At 72.7% G+C, this 19202-nt stretch carries 6 protein-coding genes; all 6 read right to left on the bottom strand.

From position 1 onward, the window contains the following. Window positions 1-19: 19 nt before the first annotated feature. The gene (locus ACFV1L_RS09645; RefSeq protein ID WP_380364514.1) at window positions 20-2275 is read right to left on the bottom strand and encodes a hypothetical protein; all 2256 of its coding nucleotides are present in this window, start codon (window positions 2273-2275) and stop codon (window positions 20-22) included. Between the two features lie 153 nt (window positions 2276-2428). Continuing rightward, entirely contained in the window at window positions 2429-3043 is a 615-nt protein-coding gene (locus ACFV1L_RS09640; RefSeq protein ID WP_380364513.1) for a WXG100 family type VII secretion target, read from the bottom strand. Window positions 3044-3480: 437 nt separating this feature from the next. Beyond that, window positions 3481-3771: a hypothetical protein gene (locus ACFV1L_RS09635; RefSeq protein ID WP_380364512.1), complete on the bottom strand. Its 291-nt coding sequence runs from the start codon at window positions 3769-3771 to the stop codon at window positions 3481-3483. Further along, on the bottom strand, window positions 3768-4733 hold the full coding sequence (locus ACFV1L_RS09630; protein ID WP_380364510.1) for an SUKH-3 domain-containing protein: 966 nt from the start codon (window positions 4731-4733) through the stop codon (window positions 3768-3770). The genes ACFV1L_RS09635 and ACFV1L_RS09630 overlap by 4 nt, the downstream gene beginning before the upstream one ends. Continuing rightward, window positions 4730-5632, bottom strand: a complete 903-nt coding sequence (locus ACFV1L_RS09625) for a YwqJ-related putative deaminase (RefSeq protein WP_380364509.1) — start codon at window positions 5630-5632, stop codon at window positions 4730-4732. The genes ACFV1L_RS09630 and ACFV1L_RS09625 overlap by 4 nt, the downstream gene beginning before the upstream one ends. Window positions 5633-5768: 136 nt before the next feature. After that, a complete protein-coding gene (locus ACFV1L_RS09620; RefSeq protein ID WP_380364507.1) occupies window positions 5769-19199 on the bottom strand; it encodes a toxin glutamine deamidase domain-containing protein in 13431 nt (4476 codons plus the stop codon). Window positions 19200-19202 lie beyond the last annotated feature (3 nt).

Raw genomic sequence — 19202 nt, 5'->3', positions numbered from 1 at the left:
GGGTCGGCGGCGGGCGCGGTCAGTCCGCGGCGGGCGCGGCGGCCAGCCGGGAGAGGGCCGCGCGCAGGAACGGGCTGGGCACCTGGAAGCCGCCCTCTTCGCGCAGCGGGGTGCGCTGCGGCGTCCCTCCCTCAGCCGCACCGCCGCCGGTTGCACCGCCACCGCCCGCACCGCCACCGGCCGGGGCCTCCGCCGCAGGCGCGTCCGGGTGGCCGCGTCGCGCGGCGGCGCTGCGCGACCGTTCCAGGTACGCGTCGTCCGAAATTCCGCCCGGGCCTTCGGCGTTCGCGGCGGCCGCCTCCTGGCGTGCCGTCGGGTCCACCGTCGGCGCGGCAGCCGGAGCGACCGTGTCCGCCTTGGGCGCACCGTCCGGTGCCGGGTCGCCGTCACCCGCGCCCGTCGCTCCGCCCGTGCCGAGCAGCACGCCCGCCAGTTGACTGAGGACCTCCTGCTCGCTGGCCGGGCCGGCGGGTGCGACCGGGGCCGCGGCGGGTTCGGCGGTGGTGAAGGTGCCGTCGGCGCGGGCGTCGTCCAGCCAACGGCGTCGGGCGCGCGACCAGTTGCGGTCGCGCGGGTCGACGTCGGCGGCCCGGCCGAGGATGCGGGCGTCGCCGTACAGCTCCTCTTCCTCCTCGCCCTCGGTGCCGAAGCGGGTGGGGCTGAGGAAGCGGTTGGCCTGCTTGCCGTCCTTGCCGCCGGCACCGCGGCCCGCGCCACCCATGCCGCCCATGTGGCCGCCCGCGCCCATGCCGGCGGCCCCGGTCGTCGAGCCGCGGCCGGCTGCTCCGCCGGAGGTCGGTCCGCTCGCCCCGGCCCGGCCGGCCGCGGAGGACGCGCCGGACATGCCGCGGGCGGAGGCCCCGGCACCACCGGTTCCCGCGCCGCTGCCGGACCTCGACGCCAGCGAGCTGCCGCCGCTGCCACCGATCCCGCTGCCGCCGGGGCCGCCGCGCAGGGCCGAGCCGCCGATGCCGCCCGTCGCGCCGCGCGCCGAGGAGCCGCCGACCCCGCCGATGCCGCCGCGCGCGGTCGAACCGCCCGGGCCGCCGAACGGGTTGCTGGTGGTGCCCTTGAACGGGGTCAGGCCGCGACCGCCCGGCGTGCCCGAACTACCGGTGTAGCCGCCGAGGTTGGGCATGCCGCCGAGCGGGCTGTACGGGCTGCCGCCGGCTCCGCCGGTCAGTCCGGGGTTGGGGCTGTAGGTGCCGCCGATGGGCGAGTAGGGGGCGGAGGAGCCGCCGGCTCCCGGGCCGAGGGTGCCGAGGTCGCCGAGGCCGGCGATGTTCAGCGGAGCCGCGCCGGAGCCGCTGAGCGGGGTGAACACCGGTGCGCCGCCGCCCGATCCGCCCTGGCCGAAGCTCGGCATGGTGGGGGTGAGCGGCTTGAACGGCGCCAGTGCCGGGCTGCCGCCCGAGCCTCCGGAGCCGCCGAACTGGCCGGCACCGCCCGGCGATCCGGCCCCGCCGAACTGGCCGGCACCGCCCGGCGATCCGGCCCCGCCGGGGTGCGAGCCGGCGCTGCCGGGGGCGTCCGGCATGGTGAACGCGCCGGGGGCACCGGGGACGCCCACACCGTCGGGCGCGCCGCCGGGGGTGTCGCCCGCGGCGCCCGGCTCGCGCAGCCCGGCCGGCATCCCGAACGGGGAGCCCGCTCCGGACATGGTGCCGATGCCCGCCCCGCCGGCCCCGCCCGAACCTCCGGCCCCGCCCGCGCCGTTGAGGGCGCAGGACTGGCCCATGCCGGTCATGTCGGCGATGTGGTTGGCGCTCTTGCGCAGCATGCCGTCGACGTCGTTGCCGACCTGTCCGACGTACTGGTGGTAGACCGCGGCGGCCTGCTTGATGCCTTCGGAGTTGGCGATGTCGTCGTGCTTGCCGGCCGGGTTCTGCTCCATGTACTCCTTGGCGTACTGGAGCTCGCGGACCATCTCGTTCTTGGTGTCGATCACCGCGCCGGACGCGCCGTGCAGCGAGGTGGCGATCGCGTTGCCGGACTGCAGGGTGGTGGCGACGTGCGACTCCTCGCCGCCGGCGAACTTCTGCAGGTACTGCTGGAAGCTGTCGGCGGCGGGACCGGACATGCTCGCCATCGCCCGCTGGGCCGCCTCGCTGATCGCCCGCACGTGGGTTTCGGCGACCTTGTTCCAGTCGTCCCAGGCGGCGGCGAGCTCGGCGAGCAGCTCCTCGTTGGCGTCCGGGAAGGCGATGTCCTTCCCGTTCTCGTTCTTCTGGACGGTCTTCAGTACTTCGGCGAGGTCGGCGGGCAGCTCGATCATGGCGGGAGACTCTCCGGGAGGACGTTCGTGGTCGGAGCGGGGGCGGGTGAGCGCGCCCCGGGGTGGCGGTCGGCGGTGCGGCGTCGGGTCCGGGCGGCCCGACCGGTCAGCTGTCGACGGCGGCAGCGGGCGTCAAGTCGCCCGGTGAGCAGGTCAGATGAGCTGCCGGGAGCCGCCTCCACCGCCGCCGCGGAGAGCTTCCACGACCTCGTCGTGGTGGTTGTAGTCGAGCGTGGGCGCGTCGGGCCGGTGGTAGTCGGTGTCGGTGTCGGTGTCCCCGATCGGCGCGACGGGAGCGGGCGGCGGGGGCGGCGTCGGCCGGGGGTCGACGGACGGCTCGTCGGGTACGCCCGGCAGCGAGGCGGGCACCGTCCCGACGGGCGCGGACAGGTTGCCGGGCAGGCGCGGGTCGGCCGGCATGTCGCCGTCGGCGCTGATCCGGCCGATCTCGGCGCCGTGCTGCTCGTCGTTGGCCCGGTGGCGGGCTGCCATGGCCTGCAGGTTCTGCCCCATCGCGGTGGCGTTCTGGATCAACGTCCGGATGCCGGCGAGGACTTGCTCCTGGTGTTTGCCGAGGCCGCCGACCGAGGAGCCGGCCCCCTGGAGCGCCTTTCCGACCAGGTCGGTGCCGTACACCGAGTCCTCGACCTGCTTGACCTTGGCCTCCAGCCGGTTGGCCGGGCCCTCGAGTTCCTTCAGCAGCCCCATGATCGTCTTGGCTGCCGACTCGACCTCGTCGAGGTCGATCCACACCGTCTCGTCCGCCACCGCGTACCCTCCCGGTTCACCGCCCCCGGGCAGTCAGGTTCATGCCAGGCTGCCCGTCGGTCGGGTCCACCGGAGTGTCCGCGCCGGATCCAGGGCAGGCCGAAGGCACCCGCCAGGCTGCCGCACCCGCTCATTTGTCAGGCAACTTTACTTGCTGTCCACGGGCGAACGGCCAAGCACGTCCGCCGAGGTGACATGACGTCACCTCGGTACGAGCTTCGCAGACCGGCAGGCAGGCTGAAGGGCCTCGAAGGTATGCAGTTGGTAAATTCACGGCGTGAATTTCTGGGCCTGTGGCGGCAGGCGGCGCTCCCTCCGGGAGGAATCGTGAAAGTTCAGGGGTGGTTCGACGACCTCGGGCGAACAGTGCGGAACGGCCGGGCACCGGGGTCTCCCGGGGCCCGGCCGCGGACGGTGACATCCACCCCCACCGGTGGTCACCGTCCGGCTCGGCGCTCCTGGTAGGCGGCGATCACCGCGTCGACCGGGATCGACGGCCAGGTGCTGATCTCTCCGGTACCGCGGTCCACCACGCCCGTGGCGTCGCCGAGGTTGGCCGGCGGCCGCAGCTCGCCGGTCGCCGGGTCGGCCTCCAGCGGCGCGGGCGCGGCCCACACCACCCAGCCGAGGTCGAACTCCCGGAACCTGACCTCCCGTTCGGCCCCCTCCGGGGCGCCGTCGTTCAGCCATGCCTGCGCCTTGGCGAGGGCCTCGTCCTGGGTGATCATGCGGTTCCTCCTACAGTGCGGTGTGCTGCGCCGAGCGCGGCCAGGGCCGCGACGGTCGCGGTGACGGCGGCCGAGTCCGGCAGTTGCGCCCCGGCCGGAGTGCGGTGCCGGAGCATCAGCTGCCGGCTGCGATCGGCGTGGGCGACGACCAGCACGTCCCAGCCGCCCTCCCCCGCCTCGCGCGAATCGGTCAGGCGGACCGTGACCTTGACCGGCCGCATCCCCGGACGCAGGAACGTCCGGTCCACGATCTCGGCGATCCGCCGCTCCGGATCCTCCGCGTCGAGGTCGAACTCCCGGTAGAGCACCGGAAGTTCGGCGCCCTCCCCGTCCACGGTGAGGATCAGTCGGCCGAGCGCCGGCAGCCCGTGCCGACGCAGCGGGCGGGTGGCCGCGGCGGCCAACGCCATGGCGGCGGACAGCAGTTCACTGGCCGGACCGGTGTCCGTCCAGGCTCCTTCGTGCACCGCACGCGGCAGCGGGGCGGGCTCCGCCCACTGCCCGAGGCCGTCCACCAGGGCCGGGGCGTACCCCTCGACCAGCCGGGCCAGGCCCTCCTCGGGCGTGGCGCCGAGGTACCACCAGCCGCTGCGGCCCTGCCGGAACAACCGCCCCCGCCCGTCGAGGGCGAGCACGCCCCCGTCGGTCCGGCCGACCGGGAAGGCCGGCACGCCCAGCCGGTCGGCGAGTGCGGCCACCGCGGGCCCGGCGTACCGGGCGGCCGCCGGGTCGATCACGCAGCCGTGCGCCGCGACCTCGACGCCCGCTCCGGCCCGAGGGAGCGTCAGGTCCGCGTACGAGTCCAGGAATCGCCGCGCCGTCGGCGTCAGGCCGACCGCGCCGTCGCCGGTGGTCGCGGTGGCGACCGAGAGCATCAGCCGCCGGTGCGCCCCGGGCCCGGCCGGGCGGCCCGCGACGGCCAGCGACTCGCGCAGGCCCGCGGAGAGAACGGCGGCGCTCATCCCGTGATCACCTCGACACCCAGCTCCGCCAGCAGCGCGGCGCACGAGCGGCACGGCCGCACCGGCTTTCCGTGCTCGGGATCGCCGCCCTCGCGGATCGCCACGCTGAGGATCTGACTCCCGGTGAAGTGCGCGCGCGCCTCGTCCAGCGTCGTCGCCGCACCGTCGCCGCGCCGCTCGTCGAGCAGCAGCAGTTCGTCGGAGATCAGCGAGGTCTCCGCGCACCAGGCGGCGAACGGCTCCCGCTGGTACGGCGGCAGTGCGTCCAGGAACGCCCGGACCGCCGGGTGCAGGTCCGGCTCGGCCCCGCCGACCGTGTTCGTCCTGGTCTTCACCGTCCTGTCGACCAGCAGCGAGGACGCCGTGCCCGGCAACTCCCCCGCGGTGCCCTCCGCGCCGCGGCCGTCCGTTCCGCCGCTGCCACCGGACGCCAAGTACTCGGAGACCGTGGGCAGTTCGCCGCCGTCACGGAGCCGGGCCAGCGCCTCGACCGGCTCGTCCGCCAGGTAGCGGGTACCGGTCCGGTCCGCGTAGCTGAACCGGCCCTCCGGGGTGACCAGCAGCAGCCCCGCCCCGTCGGCCCGGACGCCGACCGGGAACACCGGGCGGCCCCACTCCGCCTCCGCCGCGGCCAGCACGCTCTCGTCGCCGCCCGGGGCGGCCGGGGTCGGGACCAGCGCGATCTCGCCGCCGCCGGCCAGCGGCAGCACCAGTTCTCCGAAGCCTGCGAGAAAGGACCGGGCCGCCTCCGACTCCGCCGGCCGGTCACCGCGCCCGGCGGAAATCCGGATCCGGTCGGAAATCAGGTCCTGAGCGCGCTCCCCGATATCACGGGCGCTCGACCATCCATGGCCTTCCAGCCACGCAATGGCCTCGCCCCGGTCGATTGCTCCAGGCATAGATGTTCAGGTCCTCTTTTTCAGACGGCCGTTCGGCCGCGATCCCGACACTCGATTGTAGCTGGCGGTCGCGAGCCGACCGGACCGTCATCAATGGTTCTACCGAATTCCGCCGCCCCGATGCGGGCGGCACGCGTCACTCCGCGGCCGTGTTCGCATTGTCCGGAAAGAGGTGCTCCCCGTAGGCGCGGAAGAAATCATCGGCGTACTTCTGCTGATTCGCCTGCTCCGGATAGAGCATTTGGGATTGCCTTCTGATGCTCTGGATCACTTCGCTCCGGCTCATTTCTGTCAACGGATCGGGCTGCCCCTCGGCATTGGGCTTCAACGCAGTGATCCCGTACGTGAGGACGACGTGGGAGCAGTTGCTGCACGGTTCGAGGTGCTGGGCGGTCCCGGACAGATCGGTCGGCTTCCCCGGCTCGACGGTGAACACCTCGACCCGGGAGAGCAGTTGGTGTCCCCGTGCCCTGAGTTCCGCCAGCCGGGCCGGGTCGCCCACCGCGTTCTCGAAGTCGGCCGCGAGCGTGGGGTCGTGCTGGTTGATCAGCTTGGACAGCATGGTCGACTCGGCGCACTTGCCGATCGTATTGAGGTACGGGTTCGGGTGGCTGCGGTAGGCGTCCTGCAGCAGCGGATGGACGAACGGCCCGAAGGTGACCCCCTCGATGGTCGTGGCGTTGGCCCCGGTGTGCTTGGCACTGGTGCTGGCGAAGAGGTTGGCCGGCGCGGGGGTTTCGGCGGCCGGGACGGGTTCGGTCTCGACCACCAGCTCCGCTCCACCGCCCTCGGTCCGGAGGTACGCCACTCCGGCGCAGCCGGGGCGGTTCTTCCGGCTCGTGCTGAGCTCCGCCTCCTGCGGGCTGATCAGCGCACTGGGCCGGCCCACGACTCCGTCGGAGAGCTTCGTGACCGCCTGCTTCATCACCTCGTGGATCTGCTCCCCCGTCAGGCCGTCGACCCGGATGTCCCCCAGCCTGGCGAAGACGCCCGCCCCGGGCGTGCCTTCGAGGCCGAGGTACGCGAGGCGACCGACCGCCTCCGTCACCGGTGACACCTCCGCCTCGTCGACCGCCGGCTCGTGCGTGTCGGTGGTCTCGTGCGTGTCGGTGGTCTCGTGCGGCGGCGTCGTCCCGTCGGTGTCGACCGGCTCGGTCGGCTCGTGCGGTGCGGCGCCCGGCTCGGGGTTCGCCCGGTCCGAGTGCGCTGCCGGTTCCCGGAGTTCGCCCTTCGCACCGATCGTCGTCGACTCGGCGCGGTCGCCGGTGTCGAAACGCAGGTGGAAGTGGCCCTCGCCGTCCTCGATCACCACCACCTTCTTGACGCCCGACTTGGTGCCTTCGCTCATGTCGCTGAGGTTGTCGATCAGGTTCGCGGCGGACTTGCCGTTGTCGGTCGCCAGGATCTTCCGCAGGTCGTCCAGGTGCTCCGGGTTCGCCGGGTCCAGTTCCTTGCGGTAGGCGCTGTGGTCGCCGGGCGCCCGCTCCTCCTGCGGGTACGGCCGCCCGAGCACCTCGGACATCGCCTGCTTGGCGGGCTCCCCGGACACGTTCTGGTGATACAGGTGGTCCGGCACGCCCTGCGGCATCTCGGCGGCGCCGGGGTTCTTCAGCGCGTCCTTCACCTGCGCCTGGTCCAACCCGCCCTCGTGGAACGCCTTCCACTGCGCGGCGAACCCGTCACTGGCGTAGTAGGACTTCTCGTCCGCGGCCTTGTAGGTCTCCATCACGACGGCGAAGGTCCGGCCGTCGACGCTGCGGCCGAACGAGGTGGCGAACTTGCCGCCCGCCTCCGGCGCGCTTCCCGAGGTGTCCGCCATGTTCAGCTTGTAGTCGCCGGTGGTGATCTCGATGTCGATGAACTTCACACCGTGCGGGACCACCCCCGCGTCCGCGCTCACCGCGGGACTGTTGGTGGCGGGGTACGGCCTGGTGACCGCGACGGACGCCTTCTTCGGGGTCTGGCCCTTCTTGGTCGGCGTGGACTCCTTCGCCATCATGGCGGCGATCCGCTCGTCCGTCTTCACCCGGGTCTCGGCCGGCGGCAGCTTCGGCCTGGCCGGCCTCGACGCTGCGGCCGAGGACCCTTCGGATCCGGTCGTGCTGCTCTGGGTCCCGGGTCGGCTCGACGCGGAACTGCCGCCGTCGTGGCCGGAGTTGGCGTGGCCGGTCGGGTGCAGGGGCGCGCGGTCGGGAGTGAGCGGAACGGCGAACAGGCCGCCCTCGCCCTGGTACAGCGGCTTGTCGCTGACCCGGCCCAACTGCGGGTCCGCGTACACGATCTTGCCGTCGTGGTTCATCGCGTTCCAGGCGTGGGCACGGCCCTCGCTGTCGTGGCTGATGATCACCGCCTGCGAACCGGGACCGCTGTCGAGCAGCGTCTGTGCCAGCTTGTCGTGCCCGGCCGGCCCCTTGCCCAGGTGCTCGAACCTGCCGCCGAGCGCCTGCTCGATCCGGTCCCGGCCGCCCTTCTCGCCCAGACTGTTGTGCTCGGTGCGGGGAGCGGCCACCGTCGGACGCCCGTCATAGGTGTCGACCAGTGAGAGCGCCGCGTCCGCACAGTTGTTGGCCCGCCCGGGCGCGCCCGGGCCGTCGCCGTTCAGCTTCTTCAGCCAATCGCCGGACCTCGGGTCCGGATGCCGCTGGGGGGTGCCGTCCGCGTTGTGCGGGACAGCCTCCTGAAGCTGCTTCAGCTCGTGCTCGGACGGGTGCTTCAACCCGCCCTCGACGTCGAACGGCCGCCCGTCCGTCGCCGGGTGGCGCGGACCGCCGTCCTCGTGCTGCACCGACTCCCGCTCGTGCGAAGGCTGCTGCTCGTGCTGCGGCTGCTGCTCGTGCGAGGGCTGCTGCTCGTGCACCAGGTGGTCGGTCGAACCGGCCGGGCTCTCCGAGGGGTGGGGCTCGGAGACGTAGTCCGAGTGCGCCGAGGGGACGCCGTGCTCGCTCAGCAGGTTGTCGAAGTCCCGGACGGCGCTGAGGAATTCGTCGCGGCCGCGGAGCATGGTGGCCCCGGAGTCCTTCCGCGCGTCGGCGAGCGCCGCCCGCTCCTCCTGGGTGCTGGTGGGCTTCCAAGTGAGCTGGTCCGCACCGGACTTGAAGGTGTCCGCCCCCTGCTTCGCCCGGTCGGCGAGCTCGTGCAGCTTGGCCTTGAGTTCGGGGTCGTTCGTCAGCTCGGCGACCTGGTGCCGGGCCTCGGCGTTCTCGTGCAGCTTGCCGGTGACCTCGGCGGCGACCTTCTGCGCCATCGGGATCTCCTGCCGGACCTGGACGGTCTCCTCCGGAGTCGGGTGGGCGACCTTGTCGGGCGCGCCGACGAGGGGCTCGTCCAGGCCGTAGCTGCGGAAGCCGGCCATGGCCAGCGCGGCGTGCAGGGCCACGTCGTCGGAGGCGCGGTCCCAGGCGTTCTTGAACCGGGCGTCGTGCTCGCCGACGAGGACCTGGCCGTCCTCGGTCACCTCGTTGCCGAGGTTCTCCGACTTACTGCGCAGTTCGGAGAACTTGGCCCGGACCTCGGCCCAGTCGTGCTGGTGGTCCGGCCCGTTGTCCTTCTCCTTCTGCTTCATCCAGGCGATGAAGTCCTTCTGGTACTGCGGGTCCAGCGGCGGCCAGTTGTCCTTGCCGTAGGCCATCGCCAGTTCGTCCCGGGCCCGGGCGTCCTCCGCGGTCCGGCTCATCATGAAGCCGTTCGAGTTCTCGGCCTGGCCCTGACCCGTCAGGTCCTCGCTGCCGTAACGGTCCTTCAGCCCCTTGCCGCCGGACCACAGGCTGTACTCCAGCTCGGCGTTCGGCCGCCCGGGCAGTCCGGTCAGCCCGTCCGTGCCGAGACCGAGCTTGCCCAGGTTGCTCTGGATCTGCTCGTACAGCTGCTCGGTGTGCGTCCGGAGCGCGACCAGCTTGTCACCGGCCACCTGGTTCGCCACGGCGTCGTCCTTGCCGGTGAAGCCCGGCACGTTGGCGTGCAACTCCTCCGGAGAGAGCCCGGCCGGGTCCTCCGGGGTGTCGCGCTTGTGGATCTGGGCGACGCTCTCGCTGTGCATCACGTCGATCCACTGCGACTTGCCGAACTCCGAGTAGAGGGTGTTGGCGGCGCTCTCGTTCAGGCCCATCCGCCCCACCAACTGGTCGATGGCGGGCCGGTTGGCGGCCAGGTACTCCTGGTTCTCCCGGTGGTTCTGCCGCAGTCGGGCCGCGGTGTCCCGGACGTCCTCCAGGCTGGTGTTCGGGTTCTCCAGCCGGGCCACCAGGTCCTTCTGCTCCTGGAGCTTCTCCCGCAGGCCGTTGATGTGCCCGTTCAGGACGTTGGTCTCGGGGTTTCCGAGCTTGGCCCGCCTGGTCAGGTCGATGGCGGCCTGGTCGAAGTTCCCCAACTGCTCCTTCGCGTTGACGTGGTAGGGGTCGACCGTCATCTTGACGATGCTCTCCGGCGTCGGCGTGCCGACCTCGAACGGCCGGACCGACTGCTGGGAGAGCCGCGGCGGCGCCTGCGGGTGCAGCAGGTCCTTCTGCACCTCCTGGCTGACGACCTCCCAGCCGTTCGGCCCGTGGTGCAGCATGTTGGTCGCAGCGGGCGAGTGGGCCGGCGGCAGCGGCGCGGCGTAGTCGCCGGTGCCGATCCAGCTGGTGACGGTCTTCTGGACGCGGAAGTCGGCGGCCGTCTGGAGGTTCCCGGCGGACGAGTACGACTGGAAGTGCCAGGCCGTGAAGGTGTCGCTACCCGGTTCGACGGTGGCCACCAGCGCGCAGCCGTTCATCGCATCGGTGATCACCAGCCCTTCCCGCGGGCGGGCCGGGTTCGGGTGCAGCGGGACCTGGGCGTGGCCGATGGTGCTCTCGTCGTCGAGGCTGGGCCGCTTGTTGCTCTCGTAGGGCACGTAGGCGCCGCGGACGTAGTGGCTGTCCTCCTTCACCGGCGGCAGGCTGCCGCTGGGCCGGGGGAAGTCGGCATAGTGCTCGACGTACTTCTCCCACGCGGGCACCAGGTGGTAGCCGTTGTTGCCGTCCGGCACCATGGCGAACCAGTGCTGGTCGCGGCCGCGCATCTCCCTGAGCAGGACGGCCTCCTCGTAGGGCCTCAGCCCGGACATCCGCTTCCGGACACCCTCGGCGAAGTCCACGGACACCCGGTTGTCCTGCAGGAACTCGGCGGGGTGGTGCATGATCCCGTGCTCCGGCGTGCCGACCGGCGGCAGTTCCTCGGGCACGACCGGCGGGTGCTCGGTGCCGCCGTCGTGGTGCTGCTCGGTGTCGCCGTCGGTGTGCTGCTGCGTGGCGTCGTCGCCGTGCTGCTGGACGGAGTCGCCGCCGAGCTGCGAGGAGCCGGCGTGGTCGGTGGCGCCCGGCGAGTCGCCGGGCCGCTGGTCCTCTCCCGGCCTGTTGACCGTGCGGGCCGACGCGCCGTCAGGGCGCGGGCCGTGCTGCGGGTTTGCGGTGGTGGTCGGCGGGGCGGACGGGTGGAGGGGGGCGCGGTCGGGGGTGAGCGGGACGGCGAACAGGCCGCCCTCGCCCTGGTACAGCGGCGTCTCGCTGGTGCGGCCCAGCTGCGGGTCCGCGTACACGATCTTGCCGTTGTGGTTCATGGCGTTCCAGGCGTGGGTGCGCCCCTCGCCGTCGCGGGTGATGATCACGGCCTGCGAGCCGTGGCCGCTGTCGAGCAGCGTCTTCGCCAGCTTCTCGTGCCCGGCCTGGCCCGTGCCCAGGTTCTCGAACCTGCCGCCGAGCGCCTGCTCGATCCGGTCCCGGCCGCCCTTCTCGCCCACGGAGTTGTGCTCCGTGCGCGGGGCGGCCACCGTCGGCCGGCCGTCGTACGTGTCGACCAGCGAGAGCGCGGCGTCCGCACAGTTGTTGGCCCGGCCGGGCGCGCCCAGGCCGTCGCCGTTCAGCTTCTTCACCCAGTCGCCGGAGAGCGGGTCCGGATGCCGCTGCGGGGTGCCGTCCGCATTGTGCGGGACAGCCTCCTGAAGCTGCTTCAGCTCGTGCTCGGACGGGTGCTTCAACCCGCCCTCGACGTCGAACGGCCGCCCGTCCGTCGCCGGGTGGCGCGGACCGCCGTCCTCGTGCTGCACCGACTCCCGCTCGTGCGAAGGCTGCTGCTCGTGCGAGGGCTGCTGCTCGTGCTGCGGGGCCGTCCCGTCGTGCGGGGCGCTCCCGAGACCGGCCGGGTCGATGATGTCCGGGTTGGCCTGGTTCTCGTTGACCGGCTGGTGCGGCGCGCCCGCGTCGGCACCGGGCTGGTGTCCGGGCGGCGGGTTGTTCCCCTGCGGGGCGTCCTCTCCGGGCACCCAGTGGCCGCGCTGCGGATCCGCTTCGAGGTAGCCCAGCCGGAGGTCGGTCGACCTGTGGTAGCCGACCGCCTCCGCCCCGCCCGGAGTGTTCAGGCGCACCGGGGGCGCACCGAGCATGTCGGCCAGCCCGTGGATCGGCGTGCCGTGGCCGTTCTTGGTGCTGTGCCGGATCGCGTGGGAGGAACCGGTGACGACGACGTACTTCCCGTCCTGCCCCTCCCGGTCCTTGACGATCACGTCGTGGGCGTACGAGTTCATCAGTCGGGCCCGCTGCTCGTACATGTCGGCCCCGTCGTTCGGGGTGCGCGCCGGGTACCCGTCGATGGCCTTGACCCGCATGCCGTTGGCCTTCGCGGCCTCCAGTGTTTCGCGCAGACCGGCACCCTGCGGGGACTTCTGGTCCTTGTCGTAGGCGCTGACCAGGTCCGACAGCTTCGGCGACATCTTGTCGCCGGTCCGCAGGTAGGCGTCCAGGTCGTGCTGGGCGGAGTCGTTGCGGAGCGCCTCGATGTAGACGGTGTCGACGCCGGCCCGCTTCAGCGCCTGCATGTTGTCCCTGAGGAAGCCCCAGCTGGGCGACGCCTCGTGCTTCTCGCCGAGCACGATCCCGGGGTGCCCCGGGTGGTCCCCGTTCCCCTGGAGCAGGCCGAGGGCGCCGTCCGTCACGTTGTTCTGGCCGGCGAGTCGGTCCCGGATCGGCTGGCTGTCGAGCGTGTGCCAGGTCACCGCCGAGTTCTGGCGGGCCAGCCGTTCCAGCACGTTCCGGCGCTCGCGCTGGGCCTGGTAGTTCGGTTCGGTCCGGAAGTCGAGCTTGCCGGCCTCCTCCGTGACCTTGTTCCCCTTGTACTGCAGGGCCGCCGGGTCGCCCGCGTCGTACAGCGCCTCGAACATCGGGCTGTTCAGCTTCCTGACCAGCTCGGGGTGGAGCGCCTTCAGCGTCGACGCGTCGTTGTACGTCTTGAAGCTCTGCGAGTACGGGCTGATCCGCGTGTCGGGCTTGCCGTCCTCCGTGAAGTAGCCGGAGTGGCGACGGCCCAGGCTGCTGTGCGGCAGCTGGTTGGCGGCGTAGGCCAGGTCCTCGGGCAGTTTGAACTTGAACTTGTTGTCGCTCTTGTACTGCGCGAGCGCCTCCGGGCTGTGGGCCGCCGGGTGGATCACGGCCGGACCGGGCGGGTCCTGGTGGAGCTTGGCCAGCTCCGCGTCCGTCGGCGGCACATCGAGCCCGGGCAGCGGCCGCTCGGGAGGCAACCCCGGTGAGGAGTCCGGCCGTTGGGCGTCGGCGTTCGAGGTGCTCCGGGAGCTCGGCTGGACGTCCGGACGCGGACCGGCCTGGTGGCCGTTGCCGCCTGCGGGGTGCAGGGGGGCGCGGTCGGGGGTGAGCGGGACGGCGAACAGGCCGCCCTCGCCCTGGTACAGCGGCGTCTCGCTGACGCGGCCCATCTGGCCGTCGACGTACACGATCTTGCCGTCGTGGTTCATCGCGTTCCAGGCGTGGGCGCGGCCCTCGCTGTCGTGGCTGATGATCACCGCCGACGACCCCGGGCCGCTCTCCAGCAGCGTCTGCGCCAACTTCTCGTGACCGGCCGGCCCCGCGCCGAGCTTCTCGAACTTCGCACCGAGCGCCTGCTCGATCCGGTCCCGGCTGCCCTTCTCGCCGGCCGCGTTGTTCTCGACGCGCGGCGCCGCCACCGTCGGGTGGCCGTTGTAGGTGTCGATCACCGAGAGCGCCGCGTCCGCACAGTTGTTGGCCCGGCCGGGCGCGCCCAGGCCGTCGCCGTTCAGCTTCTTCACCCAGTCGCCCTGGAACGGGTCCGGGTGCCGCTGCGGGGTGCCGTCCGCATTGTGCGGGACGGCGTCCTGAAGCTGCTTCACCTCGTGCTCGGACGGCCGCTTCAACCCGCCTTCGACGTCGAACGGCCGCCCGTCCGTCGCCGGGTAGCGCGGACCGCCGTCCTCGTGCTCCGCCAACGGCCGCTCGTGCGACGGCTGTTCGTGCGACGCCTGTTCGTGCGACGCCTGGTCCTGGGCCGACTGCTCGTGGGCCGACTGCTGCTCGTGGGGCTGCTGCTCGTGCTGCTGCGACGGTCCGTCGTGCTGCCCGGTGTTGTCGTGCTGTCCCGTGCCGTCGTGCGGCGTGGGGCCGCCCTGGTGCTGGGACTCCGGGTGGGGAGCCGCGGTGTCGGGCCGGACCGGGCCGAGCCCGCCGGGGGCCGACGCGGCGGAGCCGTGGGCGGCGTTCGGGTCGCCGACCGGCTGGTGGTGTTCCGGGAGCGGGAGGGGGTGGACGCGGAAGTCTCCGGGCGGCGTGGTGTTCGTCGCCGTGCCCGGCTCGCCCGTGTGCGGGGCGGTGCCGTCGATCAGGTGCACGGCCGGGACGCCCAGCAGGTCCGCCGTGCCGGGTATCCGCCCGAAGCCCTGGTCGGCCTTGGAGTGGGCGTGCTCCGAACCCAGCACGACCAGGTACTTGTTGCCGCGTTGGGGAGCGTCCGCGGCGATCACGTCGTGGGCGTACACGTTCATCAGGCGGTTCCGCTCGGGGAGTCCGCCGTCCGCCGAGTCGTCCCGCGCCGGATAGCCGTCCACCGCACGGACCCTGACGCCGTGCTCCTTCGCCGCCTGCAGGGTGCCACGCAGGTCGGCATGGTTGTGGGTGTCGTACCTGCCGACCATCCTCTCCAGGTTGTGGGGCATGGCCGTTCCGGGCGGCGAGGCCAGGAAGTTGTCCAGCTCGTGTTGGAAGGAGTCGTCGCGCAGCGCCTCCAGGTAGATCGTGTCGACCCCGCTGGCGTGCAGCTGGGCCATGTTGTCCCGGAGGAAGTTCCAGTTCGGGGAACTGCGGTGCGCCTCGCCCATGACGAGGCCCGGGAAGCCGGCGCCGTCCCCGTGGCCGTTGAGCAGCCGGTCCACGCCCTCCATCGCGGACTGGTGGTCGCCCACCTGCCCCGCGATCCGGTCGCGGTCGACCCAGACGCCGTCCTGCGCCTTCTGGTCCGCGAGGTCCTTCAACAGCTGCCGGCGCTCCTGCTGCTGCTCGTGGGTCGGCCGGGACCGGAAGTCGAAGTTGGCGGCCTGTTCGAGCAGCTTGTTGCCCACCGGAGCGTTCGTGCCCAGACCCGAGGCGTTCTTCAGCGGGCCCTGGAGGCCGTAGGCGGCGCCCTGTTCGACGGCCGTCATGGTCGCCGGGTCGAGGTAGGCCTTGAAGGTGTTGTCCTTGATCTTGACGTTCGGCTTGCCGCTCGCCGTGGTGCCCGCCGACTGGACCGGGCCGGACGTGTAGGTCGTGTCGTTGGTGATGAGCTTGCCGAGGCTGGCCAGGGCAGGATCGGGCCGGAACTTGTTCGACAGCGCCTTTCCGGCCTGCTCCAGCCTGCTGTTGACCGGCGGGTAGACGATCGACGGCCCGTCCGGGTTCTGGTGGAGCAGCTTCCGCCCGTCGGGGGTGAGCCCCTGATCGGTGATCAGCGGCTTCTTCGAGCCGCCCAGCCCGGCCGGCTCCGGGTCCGGGCGCAGGACGCCCGCCGGCGCGGAGTCGGGGTGCGTCGCGGCAGGGCCCGACGGCTTCTCGTGCGGCGGTGCCGGGGTTTCGTGCTCGGTCGCCTTCGGACTGTCGGGGCCGTCCGGCGCAGTGCGGTCCGGCGTGGTGTGGTCCTGGGTGGCGCGGTCCGGCGTGGGGTGGTCCGGGGTGGCGTGGTCAGGCGTGCCGTGGTCCGGGGTGGCGTGGTCAGGCGTGGTCGGCTGCTTGTCGCCGTTGCCGGCCGCCGGGACGCCGAGGTCGTTGAGCTTCTTGTCGAACTCGCCGATCGCGTCCAGGAATTCGCTGCGTCCGGCGATCATGTCGGAGGCGCTGTTGCGCCGCTGCTCGGGCGACAGCTCGGGGCTGAGCTTGTCGGCACCGCCGGTGAACTTCTGGATGCCCTGCTCGGCCTTGTCGGCAAGGTCGTTCAGCTGCTTCTTCAGCTCCGGGTCGCCCGCGGCGTCGGCGATCTCCCGACGGACGTTCAGGTTCTCGTGCAGGGTGTCGGCGACGTCGTGGACGACCTTCTGGACGGTCGGGATCTCGTCCTTGACCTGGATGGTGTCCATCGGGTTCGGGTGGGCGGTGCCGTCACCGGTCTTGAGGTTGACCTCGTCGAGGCCGAAGCTCGCCACGCCGGACATCGACAGCGCCGCGTGCCGCGCCACCTCTTCGGACGGCCGGCCCCAGATGTTCTGGAAGTGCGCGGTGTGCTGGCCGACCTCGATCATGCCGTCGGGCCCGTACACCGTGCCGTCGTGCGAACCGGCCTTCGCCCGGTACTCGTCGAACAGCTTCTGCACGGCCTCCGGGTCGTAGGGCAGCCCGGCTTCCTCCCTGGCCTTCTCCCGCTTCGCCAGCTCCTTGTAGAACTCCTGCTGGTACTTCGGGTCCCGGCCGCCGTCCTTCTCCGGGTAGGCGATCTCGAACTCGTGCTCCGCGCGCTGGTGTTCGGGCATCTGGCTGAGCATGTAGCCGCCGGAGTCCTCGGCCCGGCCCTCGCCCGTCAGACGCGGGTCGTTGCCGTACCGCTCGCCGAGCGACGGGCTGGACGCGGCGTCCTTCGATCCCGACCACAGGCTGTACTGGAGCTTGTCGGGCGACTGGCCCGGCCGGCCCGTCAGGGTCTCGTCGCCCAGTCCGACCTTGCCCAGGTTCTCCCGGATCTGCTCGTACACCTGCTCGGTGTGCATCTGCAGCGCCGACATCCGGTCCGCGAGCTGCTGGTTGGCGTGCGGGTCCGGGTTGCCGGAGAACTTCCCCACCTGCTCCAACTGCGGGTGCACCGGCCCGGGCTGCGCATCGTGGCCGGTCGGCGGAGCCGAGTCGGCCGAGTGCTGGTTCGCCGCCTCCGCCGGTCCCTCGTCGACCTTCAGCGGCGGCCGGTCCTGCCGTTGCCGATCGGCGTTGACCGGGTCGGTCGTCTTGCCGGAGTCCGTCTTCGGCGTGGTCTCCGGCTCGGGTCGGGAGCCCCGGCCGCCGCCGGGGCGGAGGGTGCCGCCGCCCTGCTGGTGGCCGCCGCCGCCGACGGTGCCACTGGGAGCGGGCCTGGGAGCAGCAGAGGTTGACGGGGCGTCGGGACGGGTGCTGCCGCCGCCGATGTGGCTGCCGCCGCCGGCCGGGGTGAAGCCGCCGCCCATCGGGGGGACGACCGTCTGGTTCGGGTTCTGCGCACCGGAGTTCGGCATGCCGTCGCCCAGGCCGTCGGGCACGCCCTGGCCCGGGACGGTCGCCGCGTCGGGTCGGGGCAGGGTGGCGCTGCGCGCACCGTCGAGGTGCGTGCCGCCGCTGCCACCACCGTGGCCGGACGAGGACGCCGCCCCCGCGAGGCTCGCGGCCCCGCCCATCACACCGGCCAGGTTCGGCACCGAACCCGCACCGGCCGGACGCGACACGTTGTCGTCGCCCGACGGCTGCACGGTGTCCCGGTCGGTCGCCGAACTCTCGCGCCCGGCGGCCGGGTTGCTGTCGTGGACGGGCGCACTCGCCGCCCCGTCGTGCACCGGACGGCCCTGCTGCTGCTCCGCGACCGGCTCCCGGGTCGGCCGGACCGACTGCGCCTCCTCGCGGACCGGCGCCGTGCCGGACTCCCGCGACTCGGGACGGGTCGCCTGCCCCTCCGCCTCGTTGCGCACCGGCTGCTCGTGCGCCGGACGGCTCGGCTGCTGCTCCGCGACCGGCTCGTGCGTCGGCCGGACCGACTGGGCCTCCTCGTGCGCCGGGCGCGACGGGGTCTGCTCCGTGAGCGGCTCGCGCGTGGGCCGGACCGCCTCCGCCTGCTCGTGGTTCCGGCCGCTGCCGCTCGCCTGCTCGTGCGCGGGCTGCTCGTGCGCGGGCTGCTGGTACGACGACTGCTCGCGCGCGGGTTGGTGCGTCGGCTGCTCGTGCGCCGGCGGGGCCTCTGCACGGGATCCGCCGCCCGTCGCCTCGGAGTGGGACGGCGGCGGGGTGTCACTGCCACCGCTGCGGCCGGAGCCGAACGGGGACAGGCCGTCGACCTTGGAGTCGCCCGACCGCCCGGCACCGGAGTCCGAGCCCGGGTTGAAGCCGTCCGAACGGGACCTGCCCGCACCGGCGTTGGAGCTGCCCGCGTCGTCCCAGCCATCCGAACGGGACTTGCTGCCGCCCGAGCTGCCCGCGTCGTCCCAGCCGTCCGAACGCGACTTCGTGCCGCCCGAGCTACCCGCGTCGTCCCAGCCGTCGGAACGCGACTTCGTGCCGGTGGAGTTGGGGCCGTCGCCGGAGGGGCCCTGGTAGGAGCCGCCGCCGTCGCCGGACGAGGTGTCGGGCTTGGTGAACTTCGGCGGCCCGTCCTGCCGGCCGCCCTGGCCGGGGCCGACCGGGTCGGGGATGTGCGGGGCGTCGCCGGGCTTGGGCGCGGGCGGGTGTGCGCCGGCCCGGTTCTGGGCCATGTGGCTGAGGCCCGCGCCCGCGCCGCCGGAGAGTCCGGAGCCGAGCAGCGAGGAGGTGTCGACCTTGCCCGTGGTGATGTACTGGGTGGCCGCGTCCGCACCGACGCCGGTGGCGCCACCGATGACCATCTTGCCGCCGGCCGACTTGGCCGCGTTGCCCAGGCCCATCTTGGCGGCCGCGCCGCCCAGGCCCGCACCGATCACGTGGCCCGCGGCACCGCCGATCGCGCCGCCCTTGGCGTTCTCGCCGACTTCCTTCCAGTCGATGCTCTTGCGGTGGCCCTCGGCCAGTTCGATGCCCTGGGCCATCAGGTTGATCGCGGCCATCTGGGCAGCCTGCTTGGCGGCCATCTTGACCATGTCCTTGAGCAGGTTCTTCAGCGTCGTCTGGACGAACGCCCGCGCCGCCGCGATGAAGCCCGGCACCTGGGCCATCGACGCACCGGCGGTGACCACCGCCTCGGCCTCGGCGGTCGCCAGCTCGAAGGCCAGGATGCCGAGCTGGGCGACGATCTGAATCTTCGCCGTCTCGGCCGAGTTGGCCATCTGCTCCAGCATGTCGCCCATGCCGTTGAGCGCGTTGATGGTCGCGGTCAGTCGGCCCGGGTCGTCCTCGGTGCCCTTGCCGACCGTGTACGAGGCCCAGAACTTGTTCAGCGCCTCGGCGGCATTGCCCTGCTGGCCCTCCAACGCCCGCTTGATCGCCGCGTCCGCCCCCTGGGTGGCGTCCTTCAGCGTCTCCGCCGCCTTGCGGCAGTGGTCGGACATGTCACGGAGCTGATCTTCGTCTGCTTCCGGCCAGCGGCAGCCGGCGAGCAGCAGGAGCACCCACTGGAGGGGCTCCGGGAGTTCGACAGCCATGGG

It is taken from the genome of Kitasatospora sp. NPDC059646 (genome assembly GCF_042734615.1).
GTDB lineage: Bacteria > Actinomycetota > Actinomycetes > Streptomycetales > Streptomycetaceae > Kitasatospora.
This window is presented reverse-complemented; position numbering and strand designations above follow the sequence as displayed.

Excerpts from the sequence above, each read along its gene's own strand:
- ACFV1L_RS09625 (WP_380364509.1), bottom strand. The coding sequence starts at position 5,632 with ATGCCTGGAGCAATCGACCGGGGCGAGGCCATTGCGTGGCTGGAAGGC.
- ACFV1L_RS09645 (WP_380364514.1), bottom strand. The coding sequence starts at position 2,275 with ATGATCGAGCTGCCCGCCGACCTCGCCGAAGTACTGAAGACCGTCCAG.
- ACFV1L_RS09635 (WP_380364512.1), bottom strand. The coding sequence starts at position 3,771 with ATGATCACCCAGGACGAGGCCCTCGCCAAGGCGCAGGCATGGCTGAAC.
- ACFV1L_RS09620 (WP_380364507.1), bottom strand. The coding sequence starts at position 19,199 with ATGGCTGTCGAACTCCCGGAGCCCCTCCAGTGGGTGCTCCTGCTGCTC.
- ACFV1L_RS09630 (WP_380364510.1), bottom strand. The coding sequence starts at position 4,733 with ATGAGCGCCGCCGTTCTCTCCGCGGGCCTGCGCGAGTCGCTGGCCGTC.